Source organism: Aerophototrophica crusticola, from assembly GCF_012913305.1.
GTDB classification, from domain to species: Bacteria; Pseudomonadota; Alphaproteobacteria; order Azospirillales; family Azospirillaceae; genus Niveispirillum; species Niveispirillum crusticola.
The window spans coordinates 1,270,071-1,296,557 of the sequence record NZ_CP051775.1 but is presented as its reverse complement, the minus strand read 5'-3'; the positions used below and the strand labels follow the sequence as shown (position 1 = coordinate 1,296,557).

Sequence of the window (26,487 nt, the reverse complement as noted above, 5' to 3'; positions counted from 1 at the left end):
AGGCGTCAATCAAGAGGGGATCAACCCTCCTGATAAGAAGAAGTCTGATATCGTCACCTGACGAAGGCAAGGGCAAAAACGCCCTTGCCTTTTTCATTTGTGCGTTTTTCGTGCTTTCTGCACAAGTTCCATGCAGATGCGCAGGCCTCGCGCAGGAACATGCACAATCCTTAGGCGCCGTATCCGGCGTAACCGGCCGCCACCGCCTGCTGCCAGGGTTGTTCCAGCGAGTCGAGCCGCTGTTGCGCCGGGCAGCCGGGCCGGTGCGCCCCCGGCAGGAAGCCGATGCTCATCAGGAACTCGCCCACGATCTCCCCACCGGTGAAGCGGAAGGTCTTGCCGAACAGCTTCACCCACTCCGCCTTGCCACGCGGGTGGTGGGCCAGCAGCCACGCATGGAAGCCGCCATGGCTGGCCCGCATGCCTTGGATCGTGCGGGCGTTGGCGATGGCCGCCTCCACCTTCAGCCGGTTGCGGATGATGCCCGGGTCTGCCATCAGGCGGGCCACGTCGTCGGGGCCATAGGCTGCGACGACGTCCACGCTGAAGTTCGAATAGGCTGCACGGAAGGCGGCGCGCTTCTTCAGCACGGTCAGCCAGGACAAGCCGGCCTGGTTGATCTCCAGCACCAGCCGCTCGAACAGCTCATCGTCCCCCGTCAGGGGCAGGCCATATTCATGGTCATGGTAGGGGCCATGCCATTCGTGGCCGGGCGCCACGTCGCAATAGGTCAGGGTCATGCCGGGGCCATCAGCTCCCGCCAGTCCAGCAGGCCGAAATGGAACACGGCCCAGCCGGCAAGGCACAGGATGGCGGAGACGACGGAGGTGATCGCCACCTTCTTCAGCATCATCGGCCGCGCGGGCGCGCCCGGGTCATGGCCGGCCGCTCGGTCCTCCGCCCGTTGCACCCCGATGGGCAGGATGGCGAACAGCACCGTCCACCAGACGGTGAAATAGATGGCGGCCCAGGTGACCCAACCCATGCTGAAAGCCCCTTCCCGCTCAGGCCTGTTCCAGCTCGACCAGGGTGCCGAACAGGTCCTTGGGGTGCAGGAACAGCACCGGCTTGCCATGGGCGCCAATCTTCGGCTCCCCATCGCCCAGCACTCGCAAGCCTTCCGCCTTCAGCTTGTCGCGGGCGGCCAGGATGTCGTCCACCTCATAGCAGATGTGGTGGATGCCGCCGCTGGCGTTCTGGGACAGGAACTTGGCGATGGGGCTGCCCTCCCCCAGCGGGTGCAGCAGCTCGATCTTGGTGTTGGGCAACTCCACGAACACGGTGGTCACGCCATGCTCCGGCAGGTCCACCGCCGCGCTGACGTTGGCGCCCAGGGTCGCCCGGTAGGTGGCCGAGGCGGCCTCCAGGTCCGGCACCACGATGGCCACATGGTTGAGACGCCCGATCATGTCCCCTCACCCGCTCCGTCGTTGATCCGCGCGACCTATACACGAACCAGGTGCACGTCCGTCATGGGTTTCCGGCCCTGGCTGCTGCCGAAAGCCCTGCGCACAGCGAGGCGTGCCGCTTCCTTAACCGACGCGTCATCCTGGCGGTCGCCGCGGGAGAGTGACTCGACGGCGGTGCGGACGCGCTGGGACAAATCGTCCAACTCCTCCTCCAGCTCGTCTTCCTCCAGCAGACCCATGGCAGTGACCTTGGGTGCCGCCAGCAGGGCGCCACGGCCATCCATGACCAGGGTAACGACGCAGGCGCCGCTGGCCGCCATGCGCTGCCTCATCTTCAAGGCACCGCCGTTGAAGGGGACGATGCGCTTGCCGTCGATGATCAGCCGGCCGGCCGGCACGCGCCCCACCTCCTGCGCCGGGCCGGGGGCAAGGCGGATGACCATGCCGTCCTCTGGCACCAGCGTGTTGGGCACTTGGCATTCCTGGGCGAGCTGGGCATGGGCGCGCAGGTGCCGCTGCTCCCCGTGCACGGGGATGGCGAGGCGCGGACGGACCCATTGGTACATGCGGACCAGCTCGTCCCGCGCCGGGTGGCCGGAGACATGGACGAAGGCGTCGTCCGCCGTCACCACCTCCACACCCTTGCGGATCAGGGCGTTCTGGATCTTGGCGATGCCCTTCTCGTTGCCGGGGATCTCCCGGGCGGAGAAGATCACCACATCGCCGCTGTCCAGCACCACCTCCGGATGGTCACCGCCGGCGATGCGGGCCAGGGCGGCCCGCGGCTCCCCCTGGCTGCCGGTGCAGACCAGGACCACTTTCTCCCGCGGCAGGAAACCGGCGTCTCTTTCCGTCACGAAGGGCGGCAGGTCGGTCAGATAGCCGTTGGCACGGGCAACCTCATCCATCCGCCACAAGGAACGGCCCACCAGGGCGACATGCCGGTCATTGGCCTGGGCGGCCAGGGCGATTGAGTGCAGACGCGCCACGTTGCTGGCAAAGCAGGTGACGGCGATACGCTGGTCATAACGGCTGAACAGCTGGCGCAGGCTGTCCCGCACCGCGGCCTCCGACCCGGAGACACCGGGCACCAGGGCGTTGGTGCTGTCGCAGACCATGACATCCACGCCCTGCTCGCCCAGGGCCTTCAGCGTGGCCTCGTCCGAGGTCGGCCCGATCACCGGGTCCGGGTCCAGCTTCCAGTCGCCGCTGTGCAGGACGGTGCCGGCCGGGGTGCGGATCACCAGGGCGTTGGGCTCGGGATAGAGTGGGTGACGGTGATGAATTCCAGGTCGAAAGGCCCGATCTTGAAGCGCCCGGACAGGGGCACCTCAATGATCTGTACCTTCTTCTCGAGCCCTTTCTCCCGCAGCTTGTGACGCAGGAAGGTGGCCGTGAAGGCGGTGGCGTAGACGGGACAGCGCAAATCTTCCCACAGGTACGGCACTGCGCCCAAATGGTCCTCATGGGCGTGGGTCAGGACCAGGCCCGCCAGATCCTCCACCCGTTCCTCGATGAAGGCCGTATCCGGCAGGATGATGTCCACGCCCGGCGTCGTTTCATCCCCGAAGCTGACCCCAAGATCAACCATCAGCCATTTGCCGGCATGGCCATAGAGGTTCAGGTTCAACCCGATTTCCCCTGACCCGCCGAGGGGGACGAAGTACAGGGCGGCGGGGTCGAATTCGTCGGTGTCGCGCGCGTCCGTCATTGTCCGGTTCTGCCCTTCCGGGCTTGGTTGCGTTGGTGGATGAGCAACAATCCCCTGAGCGTCAGGTCCCCGTCGATGTGGTCCACGAGGTCCGTCCCCTCTGCGAACACGCGGACAAGGCCGCCGGTCCCGACAACCGTCACTTTCGGCGTGCCGGTGGGCGACAGCTCCTCCCGGATGCGGCGCAGGATGCCCTCGATCATGCCGGTATAACCCCAGAACATGCCGGATTGCATGGCACCGACAGTGCCCTTGCCGATGGCGCTGGCGGGCTTGGCGATATCCACCTTGGGCAACTGGGCGGCCACCCGGTGCAAGGCGTCCAGGGACAGGGCCGGGCCCGGGGCGATGACGCCCCCCGCGAAGGCCCCGTCCGCGTCCACCACATCGAATGTCGTGCCGGTGCCGATGTCGATCACCACCAGGGGCGGGGCATAGCTGGCAACGGCCGCAACGGCATTGGCGACGCGGTCGGCACCGGCCTCCCGCGGGTTGTCGATGCGGATCTCCAGGCCCAGATCCACGTCGGGCGCTCCCACGCGCATGGGCGTGCAGCCGAAATGGTCCTCGCACAGCTTGGCCAGGGTGTGGGTCTGGGTGGGGACCACGCTGGACAGGATGGCCGCGTCGATGTCCCCGGGCTTGAGGCCCTTCATCTCCATCAGGCTGTTCAGCCAGACGGCATACTCGTCGGAAGTCCGCCGCCCCTCGGTGGAGATGCGCCAATGCCCGCGCTTCTCCTCCCCGTCGAAGATGGCGAAGACCACGTTGGTGTTGCCGGCGTCAATGGCCAGGAGCATGGCCGTACCCCTTCCCTGTCAGCCGAAGAACACGTCGCCGGCGGTGACCCGCTGCAGGCCCGTCGCAGTTTCCACCAGCAGGCCGCCAGTTTCATCCAGGTCGGCGAAGCGGCCGGTGAAGCTGCCCTCGGCCAGCCGTACCGTGACCGCCTGCCCCAAGCCCCTGGCTGCGTTCAGCCAGGCGGCCCGCACGGGCGCGAAGCCCTGGGTCCGAAAGCGGGCGTACCATGCCGAGAAGCTCACGGCATAACGCTCCAGGACAAGCCCCGCCGTAAGGTCGTTTGCCGCACCCGCCCTGACCAGTGAGGTCGCGGCATAGGGCACGTCATCCGGGCAGTGTCGGACATTCACGCCTACGCCCAGAACCAGCCAGTCCAAAGCCCGGCCCGGACCGGGCTCCGACTCCAGCAAGATGCCGGACAGCTTCGCCCCGTCCAACAGAACGTCGTTTGGCCATTTCAGCTCCGGCCGGCCGGGTACCAGACCCGCTACCGCTTCCCCCACCGCCACGGCGGCAACGAAGGAGACCAGGGCCGCCTGCGCCGGCGGCATGTCGGGCCGCAGGACCAGGGAGCAGAAAAGGTTTCCCGGCGGGGATGTCCAGGCCCTGCCCCGTCGCCCCTTGCCCGCCGTCTGGCGTTGGGCCCAGACCAGGGTGCCTTCCGGCGCACCCGCCTGGGCCAGGCGCTTGGCCTCGTCATTCGTGCTGCCGCAGGCCTCCAAGGCCATCAGATGGAAAAACGCGGGCAGCGTGGCCGCCCGCGTTTCCAGGTCAGACAGGGATGGTCCGTCCGTCGCCATGGCCGGCCCTCAGCGGCCGAACAGGGCCGCCGCGGCTTGGCTGGCACCCAGCAGGATGGGGTTCAGCGCCAGCAGGTAGACGGGGAAGACGAACAGCGCGGTCCCGGCAACGACGAGGCTCAGGGCCCGGCCCGGCCGCTCCAGCGGCTCCGACAGGTCATCGAAGTACATGACCTTGATGATCCGCAGGTAGTAATAGCAGCTCACCACGCTGGTCAGCACGCCGATGATGGCCAGCACGTAAAGCTTTGCCTCCACCGCCGCCATGAAGACATAGAACTTGCCGAAGAAGCCGGCTGCCGGCGGCACGCCCGCCATGGACCACATGAACACGGCCATGGCGAAGGCCAGGACTGGGTGCGTCTTGGAGAAGCCGGACAGGTCGCTGATCGACTCAACGGCCCGGCCGTTCTGGCGCATGGTCAGGATGATGGCGAAGGTGCCCACATTCATGGCCAGGTAGATGGCCATGTACACCAGCACGCCCCGCACACCCTCTTCCGTCCCGGCGGCAAGGCCGACCAGGGCGTAGCCGATGTGGCCGATGGAGCTGTAGGCCATCAGCCGCTTGATGTTGCTCTGCTGGATGGCGGCCAGCGAGCCCAGGATCATGGAAGCGACGGAGCAGAACCAAATCACCTGCTGCCATTGGGGGAGCAACTCGCCGAACGGCTCCACCAGCACGCGGACGAACAGGGCCATCGCCGCCACCTTGGGCGCCACGGCGAAGAAGGCGGTGACGCTGGTGGGCGCTCCCTCATAGACGTCCGGGGTCCACATGTGGAAGGGCACCGCGGAAATCTTGAAGGCGAGGCCAGCAGCCACGAATACCATACCGACGATCACGCCCAGGGACGGCGTGCCCGCCCCGCGGAACACCTCTGCCAGGCGGGTGAAGTCGGTCGTGCCCGCAAATCCGTAGATCAGGCTGGCACCGTAGAGCAGCAGGCCGGAGGACAAGGCGCCCAGCACAAAGTACTTCAGCCCCGCCTCGGACGACTTGGCGAAGTCGCGGCGGAAGGCGGCGATGACGTAGAGCGACAGGCTCTGCAACTCCAACCCGACATAGAGGGAAATCAGGTTGTTGGCGGAGACCATCCCCAGCATGCCGAGTGTGGCGAAGACAATCAGCACCGGATACTCGAACCGCGCGATCTGCTCCTTCTCCAGGTAGTTCATGGAGACGATGATGCTGAGGGCGGAGGCCGTCAGCACCAGCAACTTCATGAACACGGCGAAGCTGTCCGTGACGAACAGGCCGTTGAAGGTGACCACGCGCTCCGTGGGGCCGGTGGCCAGCAGCACCGCCGTCACCACCAGGGACGCCACTGCCAGCCAGGAGACCAGCCGCAGGCTGCCCTCCCCGCGGAAGACGCCGATCATCAGCAGGGCCAAGCCGGCGCAGGCCAGGAACAGTTCCGGCAGGGCCGGCATCAGGTCGGGTAGGGTCGCCATGGCTCAGTTCTCGCTCGCGACGGACTTCACCGGCGCGGTGTCGGATGCGGTCTGCGTCGGGGTGCCGTCGTCCAAAAGGCCGGCCGCCTTCAGCGAGGCCTGGTGGTCAGAAATGATCTTCTCCACCGTCGGGGAGTAGACGTCTTTGAAGCTGGCCGGGTAGACGCCCATGATCATGACGATGGCCACCAGGGGTGCGAAGTAGCTCACCTCCTGCCAGGACAAGTCACGCATGGCCTTGACCTCCGGCTTGTCCAGCTTGCCGAAGAAGAGCTTGCGGTAGAGCAGCAACATGTAGGCTGCGCCCAGGACCAAGCCCGTCGCGGCGAACAGGGCCACCCAGGTGTTGGCCTGGAACGCGCCCAGCATGGACAGGAACTCGCCCACGAAGCCGCTGGTGCCCGGCAGCCCCACGGAGGCCAGCATGAACACCATGAAGACGAAAGCGTAGCGCGGCATGTTCTTCGCCAAGCCGCCATAGGCGTTCATGTCACGGGTGTGCAGCCGGTTGTAGGCCACGCCGATGCAGAGGAAGAGTGCCGCCGACACGATGGTGTGGCTCAGCATCTGGTAGACGGCACCGTCGAAACCCTGCTGATTCATGGTGAAGATGCCCATGGTCACGTAGCCCATGTGGGCCACGGAACTGTAGGCAATCATCTTCTTCATGTCGGTCTGGGCCAGCGCGACCAGCGAGGTGTAGATGATGGCGACGACCGAGAGGACGAACACGAACTCCGTCGCCCAGAAGGTCGCCTCCGGCAGCATCTGCACGTTGGCCCGGATCAGGCCGTAACCGCCCATCTTCAGCATCACGCCGGCCAGCATGACGGAGCCGGCGGTGGGCGCCTCCACGTGGGCGAAGGGCAGCCAAGTGTGCATCGGCCAGATTGGGGTCTTCACCGCGAAGGCGATGAAGAAGGCCACCCACAGCCACTTGTGCAGGCTCGGCAGGGCCTGGGCGAAGCCGTAGTCCAGCATGACCCGCATGTCCATGGTCCCTGCGGTCAGGTACATGGTCAGGATGGCCAGCAGCATCAGCACGGAGCCGATGAAGGTGTAGAGGAAGAACTTGTATGCCGCGTAGACCCGCTGCGGCCCGCCCCACACGCCGATGAGCAGGAACATCGGCAGCAGCACGCCCTCGAAGAACAGGTAGAAGAGGACGAAATCCAGGGCGGTAAACATGCCCACCATCATGGTCTCCAGGACCAGGAGGGCGATCATGAATTCCTTCACCCGGGTCTCGATGGACTGCCAGGACGCCATCACGCAGATGGGCGTGAGGAAGGTGGAAGCCAGGACGAACCAGATGGAGATGCCGTCAATGCCCTTGATGTAGGCAATGTTGAAGGCAGGGATCCACTTGTACTCCTCCACCAGCTGGAAGCCGGGGTTGGAGGGGTCGAAGTTCGCCAGGATGAAGAGCGAGATGACGAAGGTGATGAGCGACGTCCACAGCGCCACGCTGCGGGCGTTGCGGGCCACCATGTCCGGTTCGCCCCGGATCAGCAGGATGAAGAACGCGCCCACCAGCGGCAGGAACGTCGTCAGCGTCAGGATCGGCCAGTCCGCCATCATGATCGACTACTCACTCCTCAACGCAGGTAGAACCAGCCGACCAGCGCGACCACGCCGATCACCATGACGAAGGCATAATGGTAGACATAGCCCGTCTGCAGTCGGCTGGTGACGGCGGACAGGCCGCGGGTCACGCTCGCCGCACCATCGGGGCCGAAGCCGTCGATCACCGCCTGGTCACCGCCCTTCCACAAGCCGTAGCCCAGCTTCATGGAGGGGCGGACGAACAGCGCGTCATACAGCTCGTCGAAGTAGTATTTGCGGAAGACGATGCCGTGCAGCAGCCGGAAGCTGTTCACGAACTTGCCCGGCAGGTCCGGCTTGAACATGTAGAACACATAGGCCAGGGCGATGCCCAGGATGCCCATGGCTAGCGGCGCCAGCGGCACCCAGCCGGGAACGTGGTGGGCGGCATCAATGATGGTGCCGTGCTCCCCTGCAAGCATGGTGATGCTGCCGGACCAGAAGTGGGCCATGTCATGGCCGACGAACCACTCGTACGCCACCAGGCCTGAGAACACGGCCCCCACGGCCAGCACCGCCAGGGGCGCCGTCATGACCAGCGGGGACTCATGCACGTGGGCCATCACCTTCTCGTTGGCGCGGGGCTGGCCGTGGAAGGTCAGCAGCAGCAGGCGCCAGGAGTAGAAGGCGGTCATCAGGGCTGCCGCCATGCCGAGCCAGAAGGCCAAGGTGCCGTACCAGCTATGGTCGGCATAGGCGACCTCGAGGATCATGTCCTTGGAGTAGTAGCCGGCGAAGGGGATGATGCCGGCCAGCGCCAGGTTGCCGATCCACATCATGGCGTAGGTGAAGGGGATCATCCGCCAGATGCCGCCCATGTTCCGCATGTCCTGCTCGTCGGACATGGCGTGGATCACCGAGCCGGCGCCCAGGAACAGCAGCGCCTTGAAGAAGGCGTGGGTCATCAGGTGGAAGATGGCCGCCGGGTAGGCGCCCACGCCGATGGCGAAGAACATGTAGCCGAGCTGGCTCATGGTGGAGAAGGCGATGACCCGCTTGATGTCGAACTGGGTCATGCCGATGGTCGCCGCCAGGAAGGCGGTCAGGCCGCCCACCACAGTCACCACCGCCAGCGCGTCCGGCGCATACTCGAACACGGGGCTCATGCGGGACAGCATGAATACGCCGGCGGTCACCATGGTGGCCGCGTGGATCAGCGCCGACACGGGGGTCGGGCCCTCCATGGCGTCCGGCAGCCAAGTATGCAGGCCGAGCTGCGCCGACTTGCCCATGGCGCCGATGAACAGCAACAGGCAGGCGCAGGTCAGGGCGTGCACCTGGAAGCCCAGGAAGTTGAAGCTCGCGTCCGCCTTGGAGGCGGCCTGGGCGAAGATCTCGTCGAACTGCACGGTACCGAAGATGACGAACACCGCCATGATGCCGAGCGCGAAGCCGAAGTCGCCCACCCGGTTCACCAGGAACGCCTTCATCGAGGCATTGTTGGCACTGGTTTTCTCGTACCAGAAATTGATCAGGAGGTAGGAGGCAAGGCCGACGCCCTCCCAGCCGAAGAACATCTGCAGCAGGTTGTCCGCCGTCACCAGCATGAGCATCATGAAGGTGAACAGTGACAGGTAGGCCATGAAGCGCGCCTTGCCCGGGTCGTGGCTCATGTAGCCGACCGAGTAGACATGCACCATGGCCGACACCACATTGACCACCACAAGCATAACGGCGGTCAGGGTGTCCATGCGCAGGGCCCAGCTCACCTCGAAGCTGCCACTGTCGATCCAGGTGAACAGCTCCACCGTGCGGGCCGCTTCTGGCCCGCCGAAGCCGATCTGGGCGAACAGGATGCAGGACAGCACGGCGGCGACCAGCACGCCGGCGCAGGTGACGATCTGGGCGCCGCGGTCCCCGATCTGCCGGCCGAAAAAGCCGGCGATGAAGGCGCCCAAGAGGGGCAGGAAGATGGCAGCGATTTCCATGATGCCTGCCTCAGCCCTTCATCAGGTTGATGTCTTCCACGGCGATGGAGCCGCGGTTGCGGAAGTAGACCACCAGGATCGCGAGGCCGATCGCCGCTTCGGCCGCCGCCACCGTCAGGATGAACATAGTGAAGACCTGGCCCACCAGGTCGCCCATGAAGACGGAGAAGGCGACGAGGTTGATGTTCACGGAGAGCAGGATCAGCTCCACGGACATCAGGATGATGATCACGTTCCGGCGGTTCAGAAAGATCCCGAACACGCCCAGCGTGAACAGGATTGCCGCGACGGTGAGGTAATGGGCGAGCCCGACTTCCATGTCACACCCCTCCCCGGCTGGGGACCTTGCGGACGGCCAGCACGTCGCCGCGCTTGCGGTCAAGCTGCTGTGAAATGGACTGGCGGCGCACACCGGTCCGGTGCCGCAGCGTCAGCACGATGGCGCCGATCATGGCGACAAGCAGGATCAGGCCCGACGCCTGGAAGGCGTAGACGTAATCCGTGTACATGATGCGGCCCAGCGCCTCGGTGTTCGTCACGGCCTCCGGCGTGGGCGTGACACCCTGGCTGGCCGCGCCGGGCGCGGAGAACCTCACCCCCACCAGCAACACCAGCTCCACCGCCAGGACCAGCCCGACGATGCCGCCGATGGGCAGATACTGGAGGAAGCCGTGCCGGAGTTCCTGGAAGTTGATGTCCAGCATCATGACGACGAACAGGAACAACACCGCCACCGCGCCGACATAGACGATGACCAGGATCATCGCCACGAACTCCGCCCCGATCAGGACGAACAGGCCCGCCGCGTTGAAGAAGGCGAGGATCAGGAACAGGACGGAGTGCACGGGGTTCTTGGCCGAGATGACCATCACGGCCGAAGCCAGGAGGATCGCGGCGAACGCGTAGAAGGCGATTGCGGTCAAGGCCATGGTTACGCCGCCTCCGGCGCGGATCGTGGGCAGGACGGTGTCACGGAGGATACTCCGGGTGCGGGGCAAGGGCCGCCTGCGGATTGTCACAGGCGGCCGGTGGTCTTTCAGGCGGGACTTATTTACCGGTAAGGGGCGTCCGCCGCAATGTTGGCGGCAAGCTGGGCTTCCCATCGGTCACCGTTCGCCAGCAGCTTCTCCTTGTTGTAGAAAAGCTCCTCGCGGGTCTCGGTGGCGAATTCCAGGTTCGGCCCCTCCACGATGGCATCCACGGGGCAGGCCTCCTGGCACAGGCCACAGTAAATGCACTTCGTCATGTCGATGTCGTAGCGGGTAGTGCGGCGGCTCCCGTCCTCGCGCGGCTCGGCCTCGATGGTGATGGCCAGCGCCGGGCAGACCGCCTCGCACAGCTTGCAGGCGATGCAGCGCTCTTCCCCGTTGGGATAGCGGCGCAGCGCGTGCTCCCCCGGAAACGGGGGCTGATAGGCCCGCGTTCATAGGGATAGTTGATGGTCACCCGCGGTTTGAACATATAGCTGAAGGTCAGGGCCATGCCCTTCACCAGCTCGGTCAGGAACAGGCCGCGCGCCGTACGGTCGAGCAGGGCCATGTCGTACCTCCACATCCCTTAGGCGGCAGGGGACCGCAGCCCCCTGCCCCGAAAACTTGCTTACTTCGGCAGCCAGTCGAAGGCGACCAGGACCCCGGCGGTCAGGACCACCCAGATCAGCGAGAACGGCAGGAACACCTTCCACCCCAGCCGCATCAGCTGGTCGTAGCGGTAGCGCGGCAGAGTGGCGCGCACCCACACGAAGACGAACAGGCAGAAGATGATCTTCAGGACGAACCAGATGGGACCGGGGATCCAGTTCAGCGGCGCCACGTCCACCGGTGGCAGCCAGCCGCCGAGGAACAGCACGGTGGTCATGCCGCTCATCAGGATCATGTTGATGTATTCGCCCAGGAAGAACAGGGCGAAGGTCATGGAGGAGTATTCGACGTTGTAGCCGCCCACCAACTCCGACTCGCCCTCGGGCAGGTCGAAGGGCGCGCGGTTGGTTTCCGCCAGGGCGGAGATGAAGAAGACGATGAACATGGGGAACAGCGGGATGCAGAACCACACGGTCCGCTGCGCCTCAACCACGTCGCTCAGGTTCAAAGACCCGACGCAGAGCAGCACGGTGATGATGACAAGGCCGATGGAGACCTCGTAGCTCACCATCTGCGCGGCGGAGCGCAGGCCGCCCAGGAAGGCGTATTTGGAATTGCTCGCCCAGCCGGCCATGATGATGCCGTAGACGCCAAGGCTGCTGATGGCGAACAGGTACAGGATGCCGACGTTGATATCGGCCAGCACCATGCCTTCCCCGAAGGGAATCACCGCCCAGGCGACCAGCGCCAGGAAGAAGGTCAGCATCGGCGCCGCCACAAACACCACACGGTTGGCGCCGGCGGGGATGACGGTTTCCTTGCCCAGCAGCTTGATCCCGTCGGCGAAAGGCTGCAGGAGGCCGAACGGCCCCACCAGGGCCGGGCCCTGGCGGAGCTGCATGGACGCCATCACCTTGCGCTCGAAGTAGGTGAGCATGGCCATGCCCACCAGCAACGGCACGATGATCACCAGGATGTAGACCACCGTCTGCAGGACAGGCGGGACCTGGTTCCAGAGTTCAAGCATGTCCCGTCACTCCGCCGCGACCGCCGGCAGGGCCGGCTTGATGAAGGCCTCGGTGCACTTGGCCATGGTGACGGAGGCCCGGCTGATCGGGTCCGTCATGTAGAAGTTCTCGATGGGCGAGACGAAATGGCCGCCGCCGATGGCGCCGGACTGGCCGAACTCCGCCCACACGGACGGAACCAGCCGGTCCACGGCGCCGAACACCGGGTTTACCTGCACCAAGCGCGCGCGGACCTGACCCAGCGTGTCGTAGGGCAGCGTCTGGCCCAGCTCGGCCGACAGGGCGCGAACGATCTTCCAGTCCTCCCGCGCCTCGCCCAGGGGGAACACGGCCAGCCGGGTCTGCTGCACGCGCCCCTCGGTATTCACGTAGGTGGCAGCCTTCTCCGTGAAGGCGGCGCCCGGCAGGATCACGTCGGCCCGGTGGGCGCCGCGGTCGCCATGGTGGCCCTGGTAGACCACGAAGGCGTTGCCGAAGGCCTCGCCCGGGATCTCGTCGGCGCCCAGCAGGTAGACCGCCTGGATCTCCCCGGTGCGGCAGCCCTCCAGGATGCCGTCCAGGTCGCGGCCGCCCTGGTGCGGGACGAAGCCCACGTCCAGCGCGCCGACGCGGCCGGCGGCCGTGTGCAGCACGTTGAAGCCGTTCCAGTCCTCGCGCACGGCCCCGACCGACACGGCCAGGGCGCGGGCCGCGGCCTGCACCGCGGCGCCGTCGGCGCGGCGGAAGGCGCCCATGCCGACGATGATGACCGGGTTCTTGGCAGTACGCAGGGTCTCCGCGAACGGGTGCGTCCCGGCAGCCAGGGCGGACAGCACCTCGCCCCCGATGCCCAGATACTCCGTCGGGTAGGTCAGGTCGAAGTTCTGGCCGATGACGGCCACCTTCTTCACCTTGCCCGCCAAGTAGCCCTTGCGGATGCGGGCATTGACCAGCGGCGCCTCCCAGCGGGGGTTGGTCCCCACCAGCAGGACCACGTCCGCCTGCTCCAGCCCCGCGATGGTGGTGTTCATCACGTAGCCGGACCGCTGGGACACGTCGAACTTCGCCCCGTCCTGGCGGCACTCCAGGTTCGGGGAGCCGAGGCCGAGCATCAGCTCCTTCAGCGCCAGGGCCGACTCGGCATCCACCAGGTCACCGGCGATGGCGGCGATCTGGCTCCCGTTCAGGCCGGACAGTTTGGCGCGGATGGCCGCGAAGGCCTCCGCCCAGGAGGCCTGGCGCAGCTTGCCGTCGTCGCCGCGCACATAGGGGCGGTCCAGGCGCTGCCGCTTCAGCCCGTCATGGCTGTAGCGGGTCTTGTCGCTGATCCACTCCTCGTTCACGTCCTCGTGCAGGCGCGGGTTGACGCGCATCACCTCGGGACCGCGGGTGTCGACGCGGATGTTGGCGCCGACGGCGTCCATCACGTCGATGGTCTCGGTCTTGCGCAGCTCCCACGGGCGGGCCGTGTAGGCGTAGGGCTTGCTGGTCAGCGCGCCCACCGGGCAGACGTCCACCAGGTTGCCCGACAGCTCCGACGCCACGCCGGCCTCCAGGGCCGGGGTGATCTCCATGTGCTCGCCGCGGTTCAGCGCGCCCAGGGCGGACACGCCGGCGATCTCGTCCATGAAGCGGATGCAGCGGGTGCAGTGGATGCACCGGGTCATGTAGGTCTTGATCAGCGGCCCGAGGTTCTTGTCCTTGATGGACCGCTTGTTCTCGGAGAACCGGCCCCGGTCGAAACCGTAGGCCACCGCTTGGTCCTGCAGGTCGCACTCGCCGCCCTGGTCGCAGATCGGGCAGTCAAGCGGGTGGTTGATCAGCAGGAACTCCATAACGCCCTTGCGGGCCTTGTGGACGGTTTCCGTGTTGGTCTTCACCACCATGCCTTCGCCGCAGGGCATGGCGCAGCTCGCCACCGGCTTGGGCGAACGCTCCACCTCGACGAGGCACATGCGGCAGTTGGCGGGGACGGACAGGCGCTCATGGTAGCAGAAGCGCGGCACCTCGATGCCGAGCTGCTCGCAGGCCTGCAGCACGGACGTGCCAGGCGCCACCTCGATCTCGACCCCGTCGATGGTCAGCTTGGGCATGATGTTCCTCTTCGCCCTGCCTTATTCGGCGGCCATGCGGGCCGCGCCACGCTCGGCGCTGGACCGGTAGGCCAGGATACGGCGCTCCATCTCCGGCCGGAAATGGCGGATCAGGCCCTGGATCGGCCAAGCGGCCGCGTCGCCCAGGGCGCAGATCGTGTGGCCCTCGATCTCCTTGGTGACGTCCAGCAGCATGTCGATCTCCTCGACACGGGCCTGGCCCTTCACCATGCGTTCCATCACGCGCCACATCCAGCCCGTGCCCTCCCGGCAGGGGGTGCACTGGCCGCAGCTCTCATGCATGTAGAACTTGGCGAGCCGGGCGATGGCCTTCACCACGTCCGTGCTCTTGTCCATGACGATGACCGCCGCGGTGCCCAGGCCGGACTTCACCTCACGCAGGCTGTCGAAGTCCATCAGCACGGTGTCGCAGATGTCCTTCGGCAGCATCGGCACGGACGAGCCGCCGGGGATGATGGCCAGCAGGTTGTCCCAGCCGCCGCGCACGCCGCCGGCATGCTTCTCGATGAGCTCTTTCAGCGGAATGCCCATCTCCTCCTCGACCGTGCAGGGCTGGTTCACGTGGCCGGAGATGTTGAACAGCTTGGTGCCGCTGTTCTTCGGCCGGCCGAGGTTGGCGAACCAGGAGGGGCCGCGGCGCAGGATGGTGGGGACGACGGCGATGGACTCGACGTTGTTCACCGTGGTGGGGCGGCTGTAGAGGCCGGCCATGGCCGGGAACGGCGGCTTGTTGCGTGGCTGGCCCTTCTTGCCTTCCAGCGACTCGATCAGCGCCGTCTCCTCGCCGCAGATGTAGGCGCCGGCGCCGCGGTGCAGGTAGATGTCGTAGTCGTAGCCGGAGCCGCAGGCGTTCTTGCCCAGCAGGCCCGCCGCATAGGCCTCGTCGATGGCCTGCTGGACGTGGCTGCCCTCGTCGTAGAACTCGCCGCGGATGTAGATGTAACAAGCGGTGGCGCCGATGGCGAAGCCGGCGATCAGGCAGCCTTCCAGCAGCTTGTGCGGGTCATGGCGCATGATCTCCCGGTCCTTGCAGGTCCCGGGCTCGCCCTCGTCGGCGTTGATGACCAGGTAGACCGGGCCGCCGTCCGTCTTCTTCGGCATGAAGGACCACTTCATGCCGGTGGAGAAGCCGGCACCGCCGCGGCCGCGCAGGCCGGACTCCTTCACCAGCTCGATGATCTTGTCGCGGCCGAGGTCAAGGATCTCCTTCGTCCCGTCCCAGTCGCCCCGTTGGCGGGCGGACTCCAGGCCGAAGGGCTCGAAGCCGTAGAGGTTCGTGAAGATACGGTCTTCATCGCGCAGCATGGCTGGCTCCCCTCACTTCTGCCCGGCCGGCTTCACGCCGGCACGGATGGCCTGCTCGACCAGGGTGGTCGGGCCGCCGATGGGATAGGACCCCTTGCGGCCGCTCTGCGGGCCCGGCACGGGCTTCTCGCCGCGGGCAAGCTTGTCGAGGATGGCCTCGGTCGTTTCCGCCGTCAGGTCCTCGTAGAAATCGTCGTTCACCTGCATCATGGGCGCGTTGACGCAGGCGCCAAGGCACTCCACCTCGATGACGGTGAACTGGCCGTCGGCCGTGGTCTCCCCCGGCTTGATGCCCAGCTTCTTCTCGCAGGCATGCAGCACGTCGTCCGACCCGCGCAGCCAGCACGGGGTGGTGGTGCAGACCTGGACGAAGTGCTTCCCGACCGGCTTCAGGTTGTACATCGTGTAGAAGGTCGCGACTTCCTTCGCCCGGATGCGCGGCATCTCCAGCAGGTCGGCCACGTAGTTGATCGCGGCCTCCGGCAGCCAGTTGTCATTCTGGCGCTGGGCGAGGTCGAGCAAGGGCATGACAGCGCTCTGCTGCCGCCCCGGCGGGTACTTGGCGATGATCCGTTGCGCCAGCTCCATGTTCTCGGGCGTGAACTGGAAGCTGCCGGGGGCGGTGCCCGGGACGGTGGCGGCGCTCATCGGTCGATCTCTCCGAACACGATGTCCATGGAGCCGATGATCGCGACACTGTCGGCGAGCATGTGGCCCTTGGACATGAAATCCATGGCCTGCAGGTGCGAGAAGCCGGTGGGGCGGATCTTGCACCGGTAAGGCTTGTTGGTGCCGTCGGAGACCAGGTACACGCCGAACTCGCCCTTGGGCGACTCGGTGGCGGTGTAGGTCTCCCCCGCGGGCACGTGGTAGCCCTCGGTGTAGAGCTTGAAGTGGTGGATGAGGGACTCCATGTTCCGCTTCATCTCACCCCGCGGCGGCGGCGCGACCTTGCGGTCGTTCACCTTCACCGGGCCCGGCGTGTTGGCCAGCTTCTGCAGAGCTTGCCGGACGATCTTGTTCGACTCGCGCATCTCCTCCATGCGGACCAGGTACCGGGCATAGCAGTCGCCGGTCAGGCCCACGGGGACGTCGAAGTCGAACTCCTCATAGCTGTCATAGGGCTGCGACTTGCGCAGGTCCCAGGCCACGTTGGAGCCGCGCAGCATCGGGCCACTGAAGCCCCAGGCCAGCGCGTCCTCCGGGCTCACCACGCCGATGTCCACGGTGCGCTGCTTGAACACCCGGTTCTCGGTCAGCAGGTTGTCCAGGTCTTCCACGAACTTCGGGAAACGCTCCGTGTACTCCCAGATGTCGTCGGCGAGGCCCGCCGGCAGGTCCAGGTGCACGCCACCGGCGCGGAAATAGTTGGCATGGAGCCGGGCGCCGGAGACGCGCTCATAGAACTCCATCAGCTTCTCACGCTCCTCGAAGCCCCACAGGGCCGGCGTGATGGCGCCAACGTCCAGGGCAAAGGTCGTGATATTCAGCAGGTGGTTCAGGATGCGGGTCAGCTCGGCGAACATGACCCGGATGTACTGGCCGCGCTTCGGCGGGGCGATGCCCAGCAGCTTTTCCTGCGCCAGGACGAAGGTGTGCTCCATGCACATGGGCGACACATAGTCCAGCCGGTCGAAGTACGGGTTCGCCTGCAGATAGGTCTTGTACTCGATGAACTTCTCGGTGCCGCGGTGCAGCAGGCCGATATGCGGATCTGCCCGCTCCACCACCTCGCCGTCCATCTCCAGCACCAGGCGCAGCACGCCGTGCGCGGCCGGGTGCTGGGGGCCGAAGTTCATGGTGAACGGCTTGATCTGGACCTCGCCGCCGGCGTTCACGCCGGTGAGCTGGCCGTTGGCCGTCGTCGGGACAAGGGTCTGTGCCATGGTCTTGCTCTCCCCCTCAGCCCTTTACCGGGTCGGCGCCGGTCGGCGTGGCCAGCGGCTTGGCGGCGGGATTGTTGGCCATCTCCCGCATGGTCGGGTTCACGGCGCCAAGCGGGATCACCGCCTTCTCGTCGCCAGGGAGCTGGACATCGGTCATGCCCTCCCAAGGGGACAGGAACTCGAAGGTGCGGAAATCCTGCGTCAGCCGCACCGGCTCATAGACGACGCGCTTCTGCTCCTCGTCGTAGCGCATCTCCACATAGCCCGTGAGCGGGAAATCCTTGCGCAGCGGGTGCCCCTCGAAGCCGTAATCGGTCAGGATGCGGCGCAGATCCGGGTGGTCGGCGAAGAAGATGCCGTACAGGTCCCAGGCCTCGCGCTCGAACCAGCCGGCCACTGGATAGATGCCGGTGACGGAGGGGACGGGCGTGTCCTCATCCGTGCTGCACTTCACCCGGACGCGGTGATTGTGCTTCACGGACAGCAGGTTATAGACCACCTCGAACCGCTCGGCGCGCCCGGGATAGTCCACGCCGGCGATGTCCGCCAACATCTCGCAGTGGGTGGTGCTGTCGTCGCGGAGGAACTGCAGCACCCGGGCCACCGACTCACGCCGCACGGTGACGGCCAGCTCGCCGAAGCGGACCTCCGTCTTCAGCACCGCGTCGCCTAGGGCGGCGGCGATGTGGTCGCCGAGTTCCTGGAGGGCTTGGTCGCTCATCTCAACGTCCTTCGGTCACCGGGGCGGCGGGCGGTCAGGCCCGGACCAGGCGGTTGCCGTTCTTGATCTTCTTCTGGAGCTGCAGGATGCCGTACACCAACGCCTCGGCCGTGGGCGGGCAGCCCGGGACATAGATGTCCACCGGCACGATCCGGTCGCAGCCACGGACGACACTGTAGCTGTAATGGTAGTAGCCGCCGCCATTGGCGCAGGAGCCCATGGAGATGACCCACCGGGGCTCCGCCATCTGGTCATAGACCTTGCGCAGGGCCGGGGCCATCTTGTTGCACAGCGTGCCGGCGACGATCATCACGTCCGACTGGCGCGGGCTGGGACGCGGGATCACGCCGAAGCGGTCCAGGTCATAGCGCGCCATATAGGCGTGGATCATCTCCACCGCGCAGCAGGCCAGCCCGAAGGTCATGGGCCACAGGGATCCGGTGCGGGCCCAGTCCAGCAGGTCGTCGAACTTGGCGACCAGGAAGCCCTTGTCGTTCAGCTCGGTCGTGACGGCCTTGAGATAGGCGTCCTGGGCCTGGCCGGGCGGCAGCGGGCGGGTGTTGGTGGTCACGAGGTCGGTCATGGGGATGCTCCCGAAGGGCCGGCGGCGGGGATCACTCCCACTCCAGCGCGCCCTTCTTCCACTCGTAAATGAAGCCGATCGTCAGGATGCCCAGGAACACCATCATGGACCAGAATCCGAACATCCCGATGTCGCCCAGGGCGATGGCCCAGGGGAACAGGAAGGCGACTTCCAGGTCGAAGATGATGAACAGGATGGCGACCAGGTAGAATCGGACGTCGAACTTGCTGCGCGCGTCGGAGAAGGGTTCGAAGCCGCACTCATAGGCTGACAGCTTCTCGCTGTCCGGCTTCTGGCGGGCGACCACCAGCGACGCCGCGACCATGGCGCCGGCGATGACGATGGCGATGCCGAGGAAGATCAGGATCGGCAGGTATTCGACCAGCAGCGGGTTGGACAGCGGGTTTGACATCGTCACACCGTTTCAGCCTGCCGGGCATCGCGCCCGGGGTGGGGTATAACCCCGCATCCCCGCGCCCGTCCCGGCATGGCGGTCATGGACGGAAAGCCCCACTCGGGGCCGAGGCGAATATAGGCACAGCCTCCGGCCAAGGAAAGCAAATTACGCCCTATTCGTGGCAGTGCAGGAGGATAGCCGCGCGGCGAATTCCGCAGGGCTTTCCGAGGTTTAATGAAGGTGGGAAGGTTCGTTCCCTTATCCGCCTACGCAGGCGCGGGAGGGACATCTTGACGCGGTCGCGAAGAGTGCCACCAGGGCGGGTTTGCGGACTTTGCCGCGGGTCGGCTTCCGACCCAGAGCCCCGTCGGATTGGAATCCGGATGGGGAATGGCGCGAGTGACGGGACTTGAACCCGCGGCCTCCGGCGTGACAGGCCGGCGCTCTAACCAACTGAGCTACACCCGCGTTGCATCCCCGGGGGCGGCACCGGACGGCGCCGTCGGGGTGGGCGGGTGTATAGGGGCCCCTTCCCCCTTTGTCAAACAGGAAAGCGCCTGCTTAACGAAATAGCCGCCCTCCTCAGGCCGCCCGGTCGCGCGCCCGCAGCGCCTCCAGCGCGTCATACACGAGGTCGAGGCGGCTGGGCGGTTCGCGCCGCTCCAACGCCCCCGGCCCGCCGAACTGGGTCAGGGTCAGTTCCAGGGCACGCCAGAGCTGCTCGGCGATCTCCAGGTGTCCTTGGTGGACCGCGAGGTCCAGGGAATGCAGGATTCGGTCCCCCAGCCGCCGGTCGTTGTCCGCGTCCACACCGTCCTCCGCCAATGCTCACCCGCGCGCGTTCCGGGCCGCCCCACTCTACCGCGGCGCGCGGCCGGGTGGTAAGCGGATTTGATCCGAACGGGGGAACCCGTCTGGACAATCCTCGACGGCCTCCGTATGCCGGGGGCAGAGGCCGGCTTGTTCGGCGGGGCACAGAAGGTAGGCGTCATGGGCATCTTCAACGAGGGCGTCCCGCGGGACCATGTGGACTGGATGCGCCGGACCTTCGGCCTGGGGCATTTCGTCGAGACGGGCACCTACCACGGCGACACCGCCGCCTGGGCCGCCGGCCTGTTCGGGCAGGTGACCACCATAGAAGCCCAGCCCGCGTTGCACCGGCAGGCGAAGGAACGCCATGCGGGGACGGCCAACATCGATTTCCGGCTGGGCGACACGCGGACGGTGTTGTCGGACCTTGTGCCGACCCTCACATCCCCTGCCCTGTTCTGGCTGGATGCCCATTGGAGCGCGCTCGACACCGCCGGCGAGGGGGACGAGTGCCCCGTGCTGGAGGAGTTGGCGATCATCAACGCCTCCCCCCTGCCCCATGTGGTGCTGGTGGACGACGCCCGCTGCTTCCTGGCGCCTCCCCATGTGCCCCACGATCCCGCCCAGTGGCCCGACATCGTGACTCTTTACAAGGCGCTCCAAGCGGACAAGCGGCGCTATGCCTGCACCGGATTCGATGTCGTCTTCGGGATTCCGGCGGAGCACGCGGCCACCTTCATTGAGGACTGGCGGCGCAACCGGGCGTCCAAGCAGAAGATCAAGCGCCGTAAGACCCTGGGCCAGCACCTGCGCAAGCTGATCGGCTGAGGGGATCCTGGAAGGCTGGTGGGCGGTGAGGGATTTGAACCCCCGACCAACGGTGTGTAAAACCGATGCTCTACCCCTGAGCTAACCGCCCGCCGGATGCCGCACTGCCTAATGAAGGCCGGGGCCGACGTCAACTGTCACGGGGCTCCCGTCATCCCGAAAAAAGAAAAAGCGGGCCTAAACTGGCCCGCTTCCTCATCCCGGCGTCGACAAGACTCCGGGAATCGCTCAGTTCAGCGCGTCTTTCAGGCCCTTGCCGGGCTTGAACTTCGGCTGCTTGCTCGCCGCGATGGTGATCTTCTCACCGGTGCGCGGGTTCCGGCCCTCGGAGGCGGCGCGCTCGGCGACGCCGAAGGTGCCAAAGCCCACCAGCCGCACCTCGTCACCCTTCTGCAGGGCACCGGTGATCCCATCGAACACCGCATCGACCGCCTTGTTGGCGTCCGCCTTAGACAGGCCAGCCGCCTCGGCGACCGCGGCAACGAGATCGTTCTTATTCACTGAAGGCCCCCCTCGTCATGAGAGATTCGGTTGCGACGCCCGTGGTTCCGGGCACGTCTTGATTGGGTTCCCGCCGCCCCCAAAGCGCCGTGGATGGCGCAAAATCGAGGGGGCGAACGGGTTCCAATTCACACGATTTCGCAGCCGTCTTCAATGACGAATCACGCCCTCACGGTCCTCATCCCCAGCTTTTGCGGGCACTGCGGGCACTTCCTCCGGCTCGGTCCAGTCGATAGGGACCGGCACCTGGGTCAGGGCGTTGGCGATCACCTCGTCCACCGTGGTGACGGGGATGATGGTCATCCCCTTCTTCACATTGTCGGGGATGTCGGCCAAGTCCTTCTCGTTGTCCCCGGGGATCAGAACCCGCTTGATGCCGCCGCGCAGGGCCGCCAGCAGCTTTTCCTTCAAGCCGCCGATGGGCAGCACGCGGCCGCGCAGGGTGATCTCGCCGGTCATGGCCACGTCCTTCCGGACGGGGATGCCGGTAAGCACCGAGACGATGGATGTGATCATGGCCACGCCTGCGGACGGGCCATCCTTCGGGGTCGCCCCCTCCGGCACGTGGACGTGGATGTCCCGCTTCTCGAACAATGTCGGCTTGATGCCGAAGGTCGTGGCACGGGAACGGACATAACTCTCCGCCGCCTGCACCGATTCCTTCATCACGTCGCCCAGCTTGCCGGTTGTGACCACCCGGCCCTTGCCGCGCAGCATCACGGCCTCGATGGACAGCAACTCGCCGCCCACCTCGGTCCAGGCGAGGCCCGTGGTGATGCCGACCAGATCCTCCAGCTCCGCCTCGCCGTAGCGGTAGCGGCGGACGCCCGCGTACTTCTCCAGGTTCTTGCGGGTGATGGCGACCTTGTCGAGACCCTTCATCAGGATCTCCTTGATCACCTTCCGGGCGAGGTTAGCGATCTCACGCTCCAGGTTGCGGACACCCGCCTCCCGCGTGTAGTAGCGGATCAGGTCCCGCAGGGCGTCGTCGGAGATGGCGAACTCCTCCGGCTTCAGCCCGTGATCCTTCACCTGCTTGTCGATCAGGTGCCGGCGGGAGATCTCGACCTTCTCATCCTCCGTGTAGCCGGCCAGCCGGATCACCTCCATGCGGTCCAGCAGCGGCTGGGGCATGCGCAGGGTGTTGGCCGTGCAGACGAACATCACGTCGGACAGGTCGTAGTCGACCTCCAGGTAATGGTCGCTGAAGGTGCTGTTCTGCTCCGGGTCGAGCACTTCCAGAAGGGCCGAGGACGGGTCGCCGCGCCAGTCGGCGCCCAGCTTGTCGATCTCGTCCATCAGGAACAGCGGGTTGGACGACTTGGCCTTCTTCATGCCCTGGATGACCTTGCCGGGCATGGAGCCGATGTAGGTCCGGCGGTGGCCGCGCACCTCCGCCTCATCCCGCACGCCGCCCAGGGACATGCGGACGAAGTTGCGGCCGGTCGCCTTGGCAATGGACTTGCCGAGCGACGTCTTGCCCACGCCGGGCGGGCCCACCAGGCAGAGGATCGGCCCTTTCACCTTGTCCATGCGCTGCTGCACGGCCAGGTACTCGAGGATGCGCTCCTTGACCTTCTCCAGGCCGAAATGGTCGGCGTTCAGGATGGCCTCGGCACCCTTGATGTCCTTCTTGACCTTGGTGCGCTTCTTCCAGGGGATTGACAGCATCCAGTCCAGGTAGTTGCGCACCACCGTGGCCTCGGCGCTCATCGGGCTCATGGTGCGGAGCTTCTTGACCTCGCCCAGGGCCTTTTCACGGGCCTCCTTGGACAGCTTGGTCTTGTTGATCCGCTCCTCGATTTCGGCGACCTCGTCCTTGCCGTCCTCAGTCTCGCCCAACTCCTTCTGGATGGCCTTGAGCTGCTCGTTCAGGTAGTACTCGCGCTGAGTCTTCTCCATCTGCCGCTTGACGCGGTTCCGGATGCGCTTCTCCACCTGCAGCACGCCGATCTCGCCCTCCATGAAGGCATAGACCCGCTCCAGCCGCTCAGAGATGGTGGGCGTCTCCAGGAGCTGCTGCTTCTCCGGGATCTTGAGCTGGAGGTGGGAGGCGATGGTGTCGGCCAGCTTGCCGGCATCGTCGATCTGGTTGATGGAGACCAGGACCTCCGGCGGGATCTTCTTGTTCAGCTTGATGTACTGCTCGAACTGGGACACGGCGGCGCGGCTCAGCGCCTCCAGCTCCTGCGGCTCGCCGGCCTTCTCGTCGATCAGCTCGGCATAGGCCTGGAAGAACTCGTCATTCTCGGTGAACTTGTTGATGACCGCGCGCTTGCCGCCCTCGACCAGCACCTTCACGGTGCCGTCGGGCAGCTTCAGCAGTTGCAGGACCGTACCGACCGTGCCGACGGTGTAGATGTCCGCAGGCGTGGGGTCGTCCTGGCCGGCGTTCTTCTGGGTGACCAGCAGGATCTGCTTGTCATCCTTCATGACGTCCTCGAGCGCCTTGACCGACTTCTCGCGGCCGACGAACAGCGGGACGATCATGTGCGGGAAGACGACGATGTCCCTCAACGGCAGGACCGGATAGAGGACACCACGGGGGAGGTCGAGCATAGGGAACGCCTTCTGGTCAAAGTGCGCCGTCAGCCCCCCTGGGGCCCGGACCGCCGGCATGCCCCGGCTGGGCGCATGTCCGGCCGGCGACGGCCATGGGGGTAACGTGGCACACCCATACCCCCCCTTCAAGGGCCGGGACATTGTTGTCCCTTGCAGGGATCGGGAGCATAGGACGCGGGCAAGGCGAAGGACCGCGTACGCCAAAAATGGAGCCACAAAAGAAAACCGGACCTGCCCAGGGGACAGGTCCGGCTGACTTGGTCCGGTATACGGTCGGCAGGTCGGGTCAGGCGCCCGATCCCGTCTCCCGCCGGTCGGAGTAGATGTAGAGGGGCCGTGCGCGGCCATCCACCACTTCCTTGTTGATCACGATCTCTTCCACGCCCGTCAGGCCGGGCAGGTCGAACATCGGCTCCAGCAGGATCGACTCCATGATGGAGCGGAGGCCGCGGGCACCGGTCTTGCGCTGGATCGCCTTGTTGGCGATGGACTTCAGCGCCTCCTCGTGGACCGCCAGCTTCACGTCCTCCATCTCGAACAGGCGCTGGTACTGCTTGACCAGGGCATTCTTCGGACGGGTCAGGATCTCGATCAGCGCGGCCTCATCCAGGTCGTGGAGCGTGGCCACCACGGGCAGGCGGCCCACGAACTCCGGGATCAGACCGAACTTCAGCAGGTCCTCAGGTTCCACCTCCCGCAGGATGTCGCCGGTGCGGCGCTCCTCTGGTGCCCGGACGTCGGCGCCGAAGCCGATGCTGGTACCCTTGCCGCGGGCGCCGATGATCCGCTCCAGCCCGGCGAAGGCGCCGCCGCAGATGAAGAGGATATTGGTGGTGTCGACCTGCAGGAACTCCTGCTGCGGGTGCTTGCGCCCGCCCTGCGGCGGCACGGAGGCGACGGTGCCTTCCATGATCTTCAGCAGGGCCTGCTGCACGCCTTCGCCCGACACGTCCCGGGTGATGGACGGGTTGTCGGACTTGCGGCTGATCTTGTCGACCTCGTCGATGTAGACGATGCCGCGCTGCGCGCGCTCGACATTGTAGTCGGCGGCCTGCAACAGCTTCAGGATGATGTTCTCGACGTCCTCACCCACATAGCCAGCCTCCGTCAGGGTGGTGGCATCGGCCATGGTGAAGGGCACGTCGATGATGCGGGCCAGCGTCTGCGCCAGCAACGTCTTGCCCGAGCCGGTGGGACCGACCAGCAGGATGTTGGACTTGGCCAGTTCGACATCGTTGTGCTTGGCCCCGTGGGCCAGGCGTTTGTAGTGGTTGTGCACGGCCACGGACAGCACGCGCTTCGCATGCTCCTGCCCGATGACGTAATCGTCCAGGACGGAGCAGATGTCGCGCGGGGTGGGCACGCCATCCCGGGACTTCACCAGCGTGGTCTTGTTCTCCTCGCGGATGATGTCCATGCACAGCTCGACGCATTCATCGCAGATGAACACGGTGGGGCCGGCAATGAGCTTGCGCACCTCGTGCTGGCTCTTCCCACAGAAAGAGCAGTAGAGCGTGTTCTTCGAGTCGCCGCCGGTCGACTTGGTCATTTGTGCTCCGTACATCACCGGGTGGCTACGGATCCGGGGGCGGCTCGGCCTGCCGCCCCGTACCGTGCGCCCGGACACCCGCCGGGTGTCCTACATTCGGGTGTCCCGCCGGCCCGGACCCACCGGACCAAGGGGCCACCCCAACCAGGAACCGTGGGGGCCTGCCGGGCACTTCGCCCTACCGGCCCATTCAACACCACGGAAAGCGCGGCGATCAATAAATTGTTCGCGGAGCCGGTCCCATCGCGCCAACAACTGTCACAGTGGAACCGGCACCCCGCTGATCAAGCCGCCTGCGACGTCACGCCGCCGGGGCGATGATGGAACACCTCGTCGATCAGGCCGAAGGCTTTCGCCTCCTCCGCGCTCATGAACTTGTCGCGCTCAACGGCCTTCTCGATCACGTCCATGGGCTGCTTCGTGTGCTCATGGAAGATCTCGTTCAGGCGGTGCCGCATGCGCAGGATCTCCTGCGCCTGGATCTCGATGTCCGCCGCCTGGCCCTGGGCGCCGCCGGAGGGCTGGTGGATCATGATCCGGCTGTTGGGCAGGGAGAAGCGCCGGCCCGCGGCGCCGCCCGCCAGCAGCAGCGCGCCCATGCTGGCCGCCTGGCCCACGCAGATGGTGGCCACCGGGCTGCGGATGTACTGCATGGTGTCATAAATCGCCAGGCCGGCCGTGACGTAGCCGCCGGGCGAGTTGATGTAAAAGGAGATTTCCTTGCTGGGGTTCTCCGCCTCCAGGAACAGCAGCTGGGCGCAGACCAGGCTGGCCACCGCGTCGTTGACGCCGCCGACAAGGAAGATGATCCGCTCCTTCAGGAGGCGGGAATAGATGTCGTAGGCCCGCTCGCCGCGGTTGGTCTGCTCGACCACCATGGGAACCAGCGCGTTCATCTGCGGCTCGATCATGATACCTGCTCTGCTCCCTGCGAC

The 26,487-nt window shown here is 66.0% G+C and carries 24 protein-coding genes, 2 tRNA genes and 2 pseudogenes; 1 reads left to right on the top strand and 27 read right to left on the bottom strand.

Features of this window, described 5'->3' with window-relative positions:
• Nucleotides 1–170 precede the first annotated feature (170 nt).
• The 22 genes and pseudogenes from HHL28_RS06345 to HHL28_RS06240 all read right to left on the bottom strand — a co-directional run bounded on the left by HHL28_RS06345 (nucleotide 171) and on the right by HHL28_RS06240 (nucleotide 20,112).
• Complete coding sequence (locus tag HHL28_RS06345; protein WP_075769401.1) at nucleotides 171–740, bottom strand: DNA-3-methyladenine glycosylase I; 570 nt, start codon at nucleotides 738–740, stop codon at nucleotides 171–173.
• Nucleotides 737–985, bottom strand: coding sequence for a DUF1467 family protein (locus tag HHL28_RS06340; RefSeq protein WP_075769400.1), 249 nt, complete (start codon nucleotides 983–985; stop codon nucleotides 737–739). Before HHL28_RS06340 ends, HHL28_RS06345 begins: the two co-directional genes overlap by 4 nt.
• 19 nt (nucleotides 986–1,004) lie before the next feature.
• Entirely contained in the window at nucleotides 1,005–1,409 is a 405-nt protein-coding gene (mce, locus tag HHL28_RS06335) for a methylmalonyl-CoA epimerase (protein WP_075769399.1), read from the bottom strand.
• A 35-nt stretch (nucleotides 1,410–1,444) separates the two neighbouring features.
• Nucleotides 1,445–3,120 (bottom strand): annotated as a pseudogene (locus HHL28_RS06330) (ribonuclease J).
• Nucleotides 3,117–3,920, bottom strand: a complete 804-nt coding sequence (locus HHL28_RS06325) for a type III pantothenate kinase (RefSeq protein WP_075769397.1) — start codon at nucleotides 3,918–3,920, stop codon at nucleotides 3,117–3,119. Before HHL28_RS06325 ends, HHL28_RS06330 begins: the two are co-directional and overlap by 4 nt.
• A gap of 18 nt (nucleotides 3,921–3,938) precedes the next feature.
• Nucleotides 3,939–4,721 carry a biotin--[acetyl-CoA-carboxylase] ligase gene (locus HHL28_RS06320; protein ID WP_075769396.1) on the bottom strand — a complete coding sequence of 261 codons (783 nt, stop codon included), beginning with the start codon at nucleotides 4,719–4,721 and terminating at the stop codon, nucleotides 3,939–3,941.
• A gap of 9 nt (nucleotides 4,722–4,730) precedes the next feature.
• Nucleotides 4,731–6,176, bottom strand: a complete 1,446-nt coding sequence (gene nuoN, locus HHL28_RS06315) for an NADH-quinone oxidoreductase subunit NuoN (RefSeq protein WP_075769395.1) — start codon at nucleotides 6,174–6,176, stop codon at nucleotides 4,731–4,733.
• 3 nt (nucleotides 6,177–6,179) lie between these two features.
• Nucleotides 6,180–7,754 carry an NADH-quinone oxidoreductase subunit M gene (locus HHL28_RS06310; protein ID WP_075769480.1) on the bottom strand — a complete coding sequence of 525 codons (1,575 nt, stop codon included), beginning with the start codon at nucleotides 7,752–7,754 and terminating at the stop codon, nucleotides 6,180–6,182.
• Nucleotides 7,755–7,774: 20 nt separating this feature from the next.
• A complete protein-coding gene (nuoL, locus tag HHL28_RS06305) occupies nucleotides 7,775–9,709 on the bottom strand; it encodes an NADH-quinone oxidoreductase subunit L (RefSeq protein ID WP_075769394.1) in 1,935 nt (644 codons plus the stop codon).
• 10 nt (nucleotides 9,710–9,719) lie between these two features.
• Nucleotides 9,720–10,028: an NADH-quinone oxidoreductase subunit NuoK gene (gene nuoK, locus HHL28_RS06300; RefSeq protein ID WP_075769393.1), complete on the bottom strand. Its 309-nt coding sequence runs from the start codon at nucleotides 10,026–10,028 to the stop codon at nucleotides 9,720–9,722.
• A 1-nt stretch (nucleotide 10,029) separates the two neighbouring features.
• Complete coding sequence (locus HHL28_RS06295; RefSeq protein WP_075769392.1) at nucleotides 10,030–10,638, bottom strand: NADH-quinone oxidoreductase subunit J; 609 nt, start codon at nucleotides 10,636–10,638, stop codon at nucleotides 10,030–10,032.
• A 122-nt stretch (nucleotides 10,639–10,760) separates the two neighbouring features.
• Nucleotides 10,761–11,248, bottom strand: a pseudogene (nuoI, locus tag HHL28_RS06290) (NADH-quinone oxidoreductase subunit NuoI).
• 60 nt (nucleotides 11,249–11,308) lie between these two features.
• Nucleotides 11,309–12,316, bottom strand: a complete 1,008-nt coding sequence (gene nuoH, locus HHL28_RS06285; protein WP_075769390.1) for an NADH-quinone oxidoreductase subunit NuoH — start codon at nucleotides 12,314–12,316, stop codon at nucleotides 11,309–11,311.
• 6 nt (nucleotides 12,317–12,322) lie between these two features.
• Nucleotides 12,323–14,389: an NADH-quinone oxidoreductase subunit NuoG gene (nuoG, locus tag HHL28_RS06280; protein WP_075769389.1), complete on the bottom strand. Its 2,067-nt coding sequence runs from the start codon at nucleotides 14,387–14,389 to the stop codon at nucleotides 12,323–12,325.
• Nucleotides 14,390–14,410: 21 nt separating this feature from the next.
• A complete protein-coding gene (nuoF, locus tag HHL28_RS06275; RefSeq protein ID WP_075769388.1) occupies nucleotides 14,411–15,715 on the bottom strand; it encodes an NADH-quinone oxidoreductase subunit NuoF in 1,305 nt (434 codons plus the stop codon).
• Between the two features lie 12 nt (nucleotides 15,716–15,727).
• A complete protein-coding gene (nuoE, locus tag HHL28_RS06270; RefSeq protein WP_075769387.1) occupies nucleotides 15,728–16,363 on the bottom strand; it encodes an NADH-quinone oxidoreductase subunit NuoE in 636 nt (211 codons plus the stop codon).
• A complete protein-coding gene (locus HHL28_RS06265; protein WP_404326882.1) occupies nucleotides 16,360–17,514 on the bottom strand; it encodes an NADH-quinone oxidoreductase subunit D in 1,155 nt (384 codons plus the stop codon). Before HHL28_RS06265 ends, nuoE begins: the two co-directional genes overlap by 4 nt.
• A 103-nt stretch (nucleotides 17,515–17,617) precedes the next feature.
• Complete coding sequence (locus HHL28_RS06260; RefSeq protein WP_075769385.1) at nucleotides 17,618–18,322, bottom strand: NADH-quinone oxidoreductase subunit C; 705 nt, start codon at nucleotides 18,320–18,322, stop codon at nucleotides 17,618–17,620.
• A 34-nt stretch (nucleotides 18,323–18,356) separates the two neighbouring features.
• Nucleotides 18,357–18,905 (bottom strand): NuoB/complex I 20 kDa subunit family protein, encoded by a 549-nt coding sequence (locus HHL28_RS06255; RefSeq protein ID WP_075769384.1) that lies wholly within the window; start codon nucleotides 18,903–18,905, stop codon nucleotides 18,357–18,359.
• Nucleotides 18,906–18,936: 31 nt separating this feature from the next.
• Nucleotides 18,937–19,317, bottom strand: a complete 381-nt coding sequence (locus HHL28_RS06250) for an NADH-quinone oxidoreductase subunit A (RefSeq protein ID WP_075769383.1) — start codon at nucleotides 19,315–19,317, stop codon at nucleotides 18,937–18,939.
• Nucleotides 19,318–19,693: 376 nt separating this feature from the next.
• Nucleotides 19,694–19,770: transfer RNA gene (locus tag HHL28_RS06245), tRNA-Asp, on the bottom strand.
• 114 nt (nucleotides 19,771–19,884) lie between these two features.
• Complete coding sequence (locus HHL28_RS06240; RefSeq protein ID WP_075769479.1) at nucleotides 19,885–20,112, bottom strand: hypothetical protein; 228 nt, start codon at nucleotides 20,110–20,112, stop codon at nucleotides 19,885–19,887.
• 180 nt (nucleotides 20,113–20,292) lie between these two features.
• On the opposite strand from HHL28_RS06240, the gene HHL28_RS06235 reads away from it, so the two are divergent.
• Nucleotides 20,293–20,940, top strand: coding sequence for an O-methyltransferase (locus HHL28_RS06235; RefSeq protein ID WP_169654870.1), 648 nt, complete (start codon nucleotides 20,293–20,295; stop codon nucleotides 20,938–20,940).
• A 16-nt stretch (nucleotides 20,941–20,956) separates the two neighbouring features.
• Here HHL28_RS06235 and HHL28_RS06230 read toward each other — a convergent pair.
• From HHL28_RS06230 to clpP, 5 genes are all read right to left on the bottom strand, one after another.
• Nucleotides 20,957–21,031: transfer RNA gene (locus HHL28_RS06230), tRNA-Val, on the bottom strand.
• Between the two features lie 137 nt (nucleotides 21,032–21,168).
• Entirely contained in the window at nucleotides 21,169–21,441 is a 273-nt protein-coding gene (locus tag HHL28_RS06225; protein ID WP_075769381.1) for an HU family DNA-binding protein, read from the bottom strand.
• Nucleotides 21,442–21,591: 150 nt separating this feature from the next.
• A complete protein-coding gene (lon, locus tag HHL28_RS06220; RefSeq protein ID WP_075769380.1) occupies nucleotides 21,592–24,000 on the bottom strand; it encodes an endopeptidase La in 2,409 nt (802 codons plus the stop codon).
• Nucleotides 24,001–24,289: 289 nt separating this feature from the next.
• A complete protein-coding gene (gene clpX, locus HHL28_RS06215; protein ID WP_075769379.1) occupies nucleotides 24,290–25,552 on the bottom strand; it encodes an ATP-dependent Clp protease ATP-binding subunit ClpX in 1,263 nt (420 codons plus the stop codon).
• A 284-nt stretch (nucleotides 25,553–25,836) separates the two neighbouring features.
• The gene (clpP, locus tag HHL28_RS06210; protein ID WP_075769378.1) at nucleotides 25,837–26,463 is read right to left on the bottom strand and encodes an ATP-dependent Clp endopeptidase proteolytic subunit ClpP; all 627 of its coding nucleotides are present in this window, start codon (nucleotides 26,461–26,463) and stop codon (nucleotides 25,837–25,839) included.
• Nucleotides 26,464–26,487: the final 24 nt, after the last annotated feature.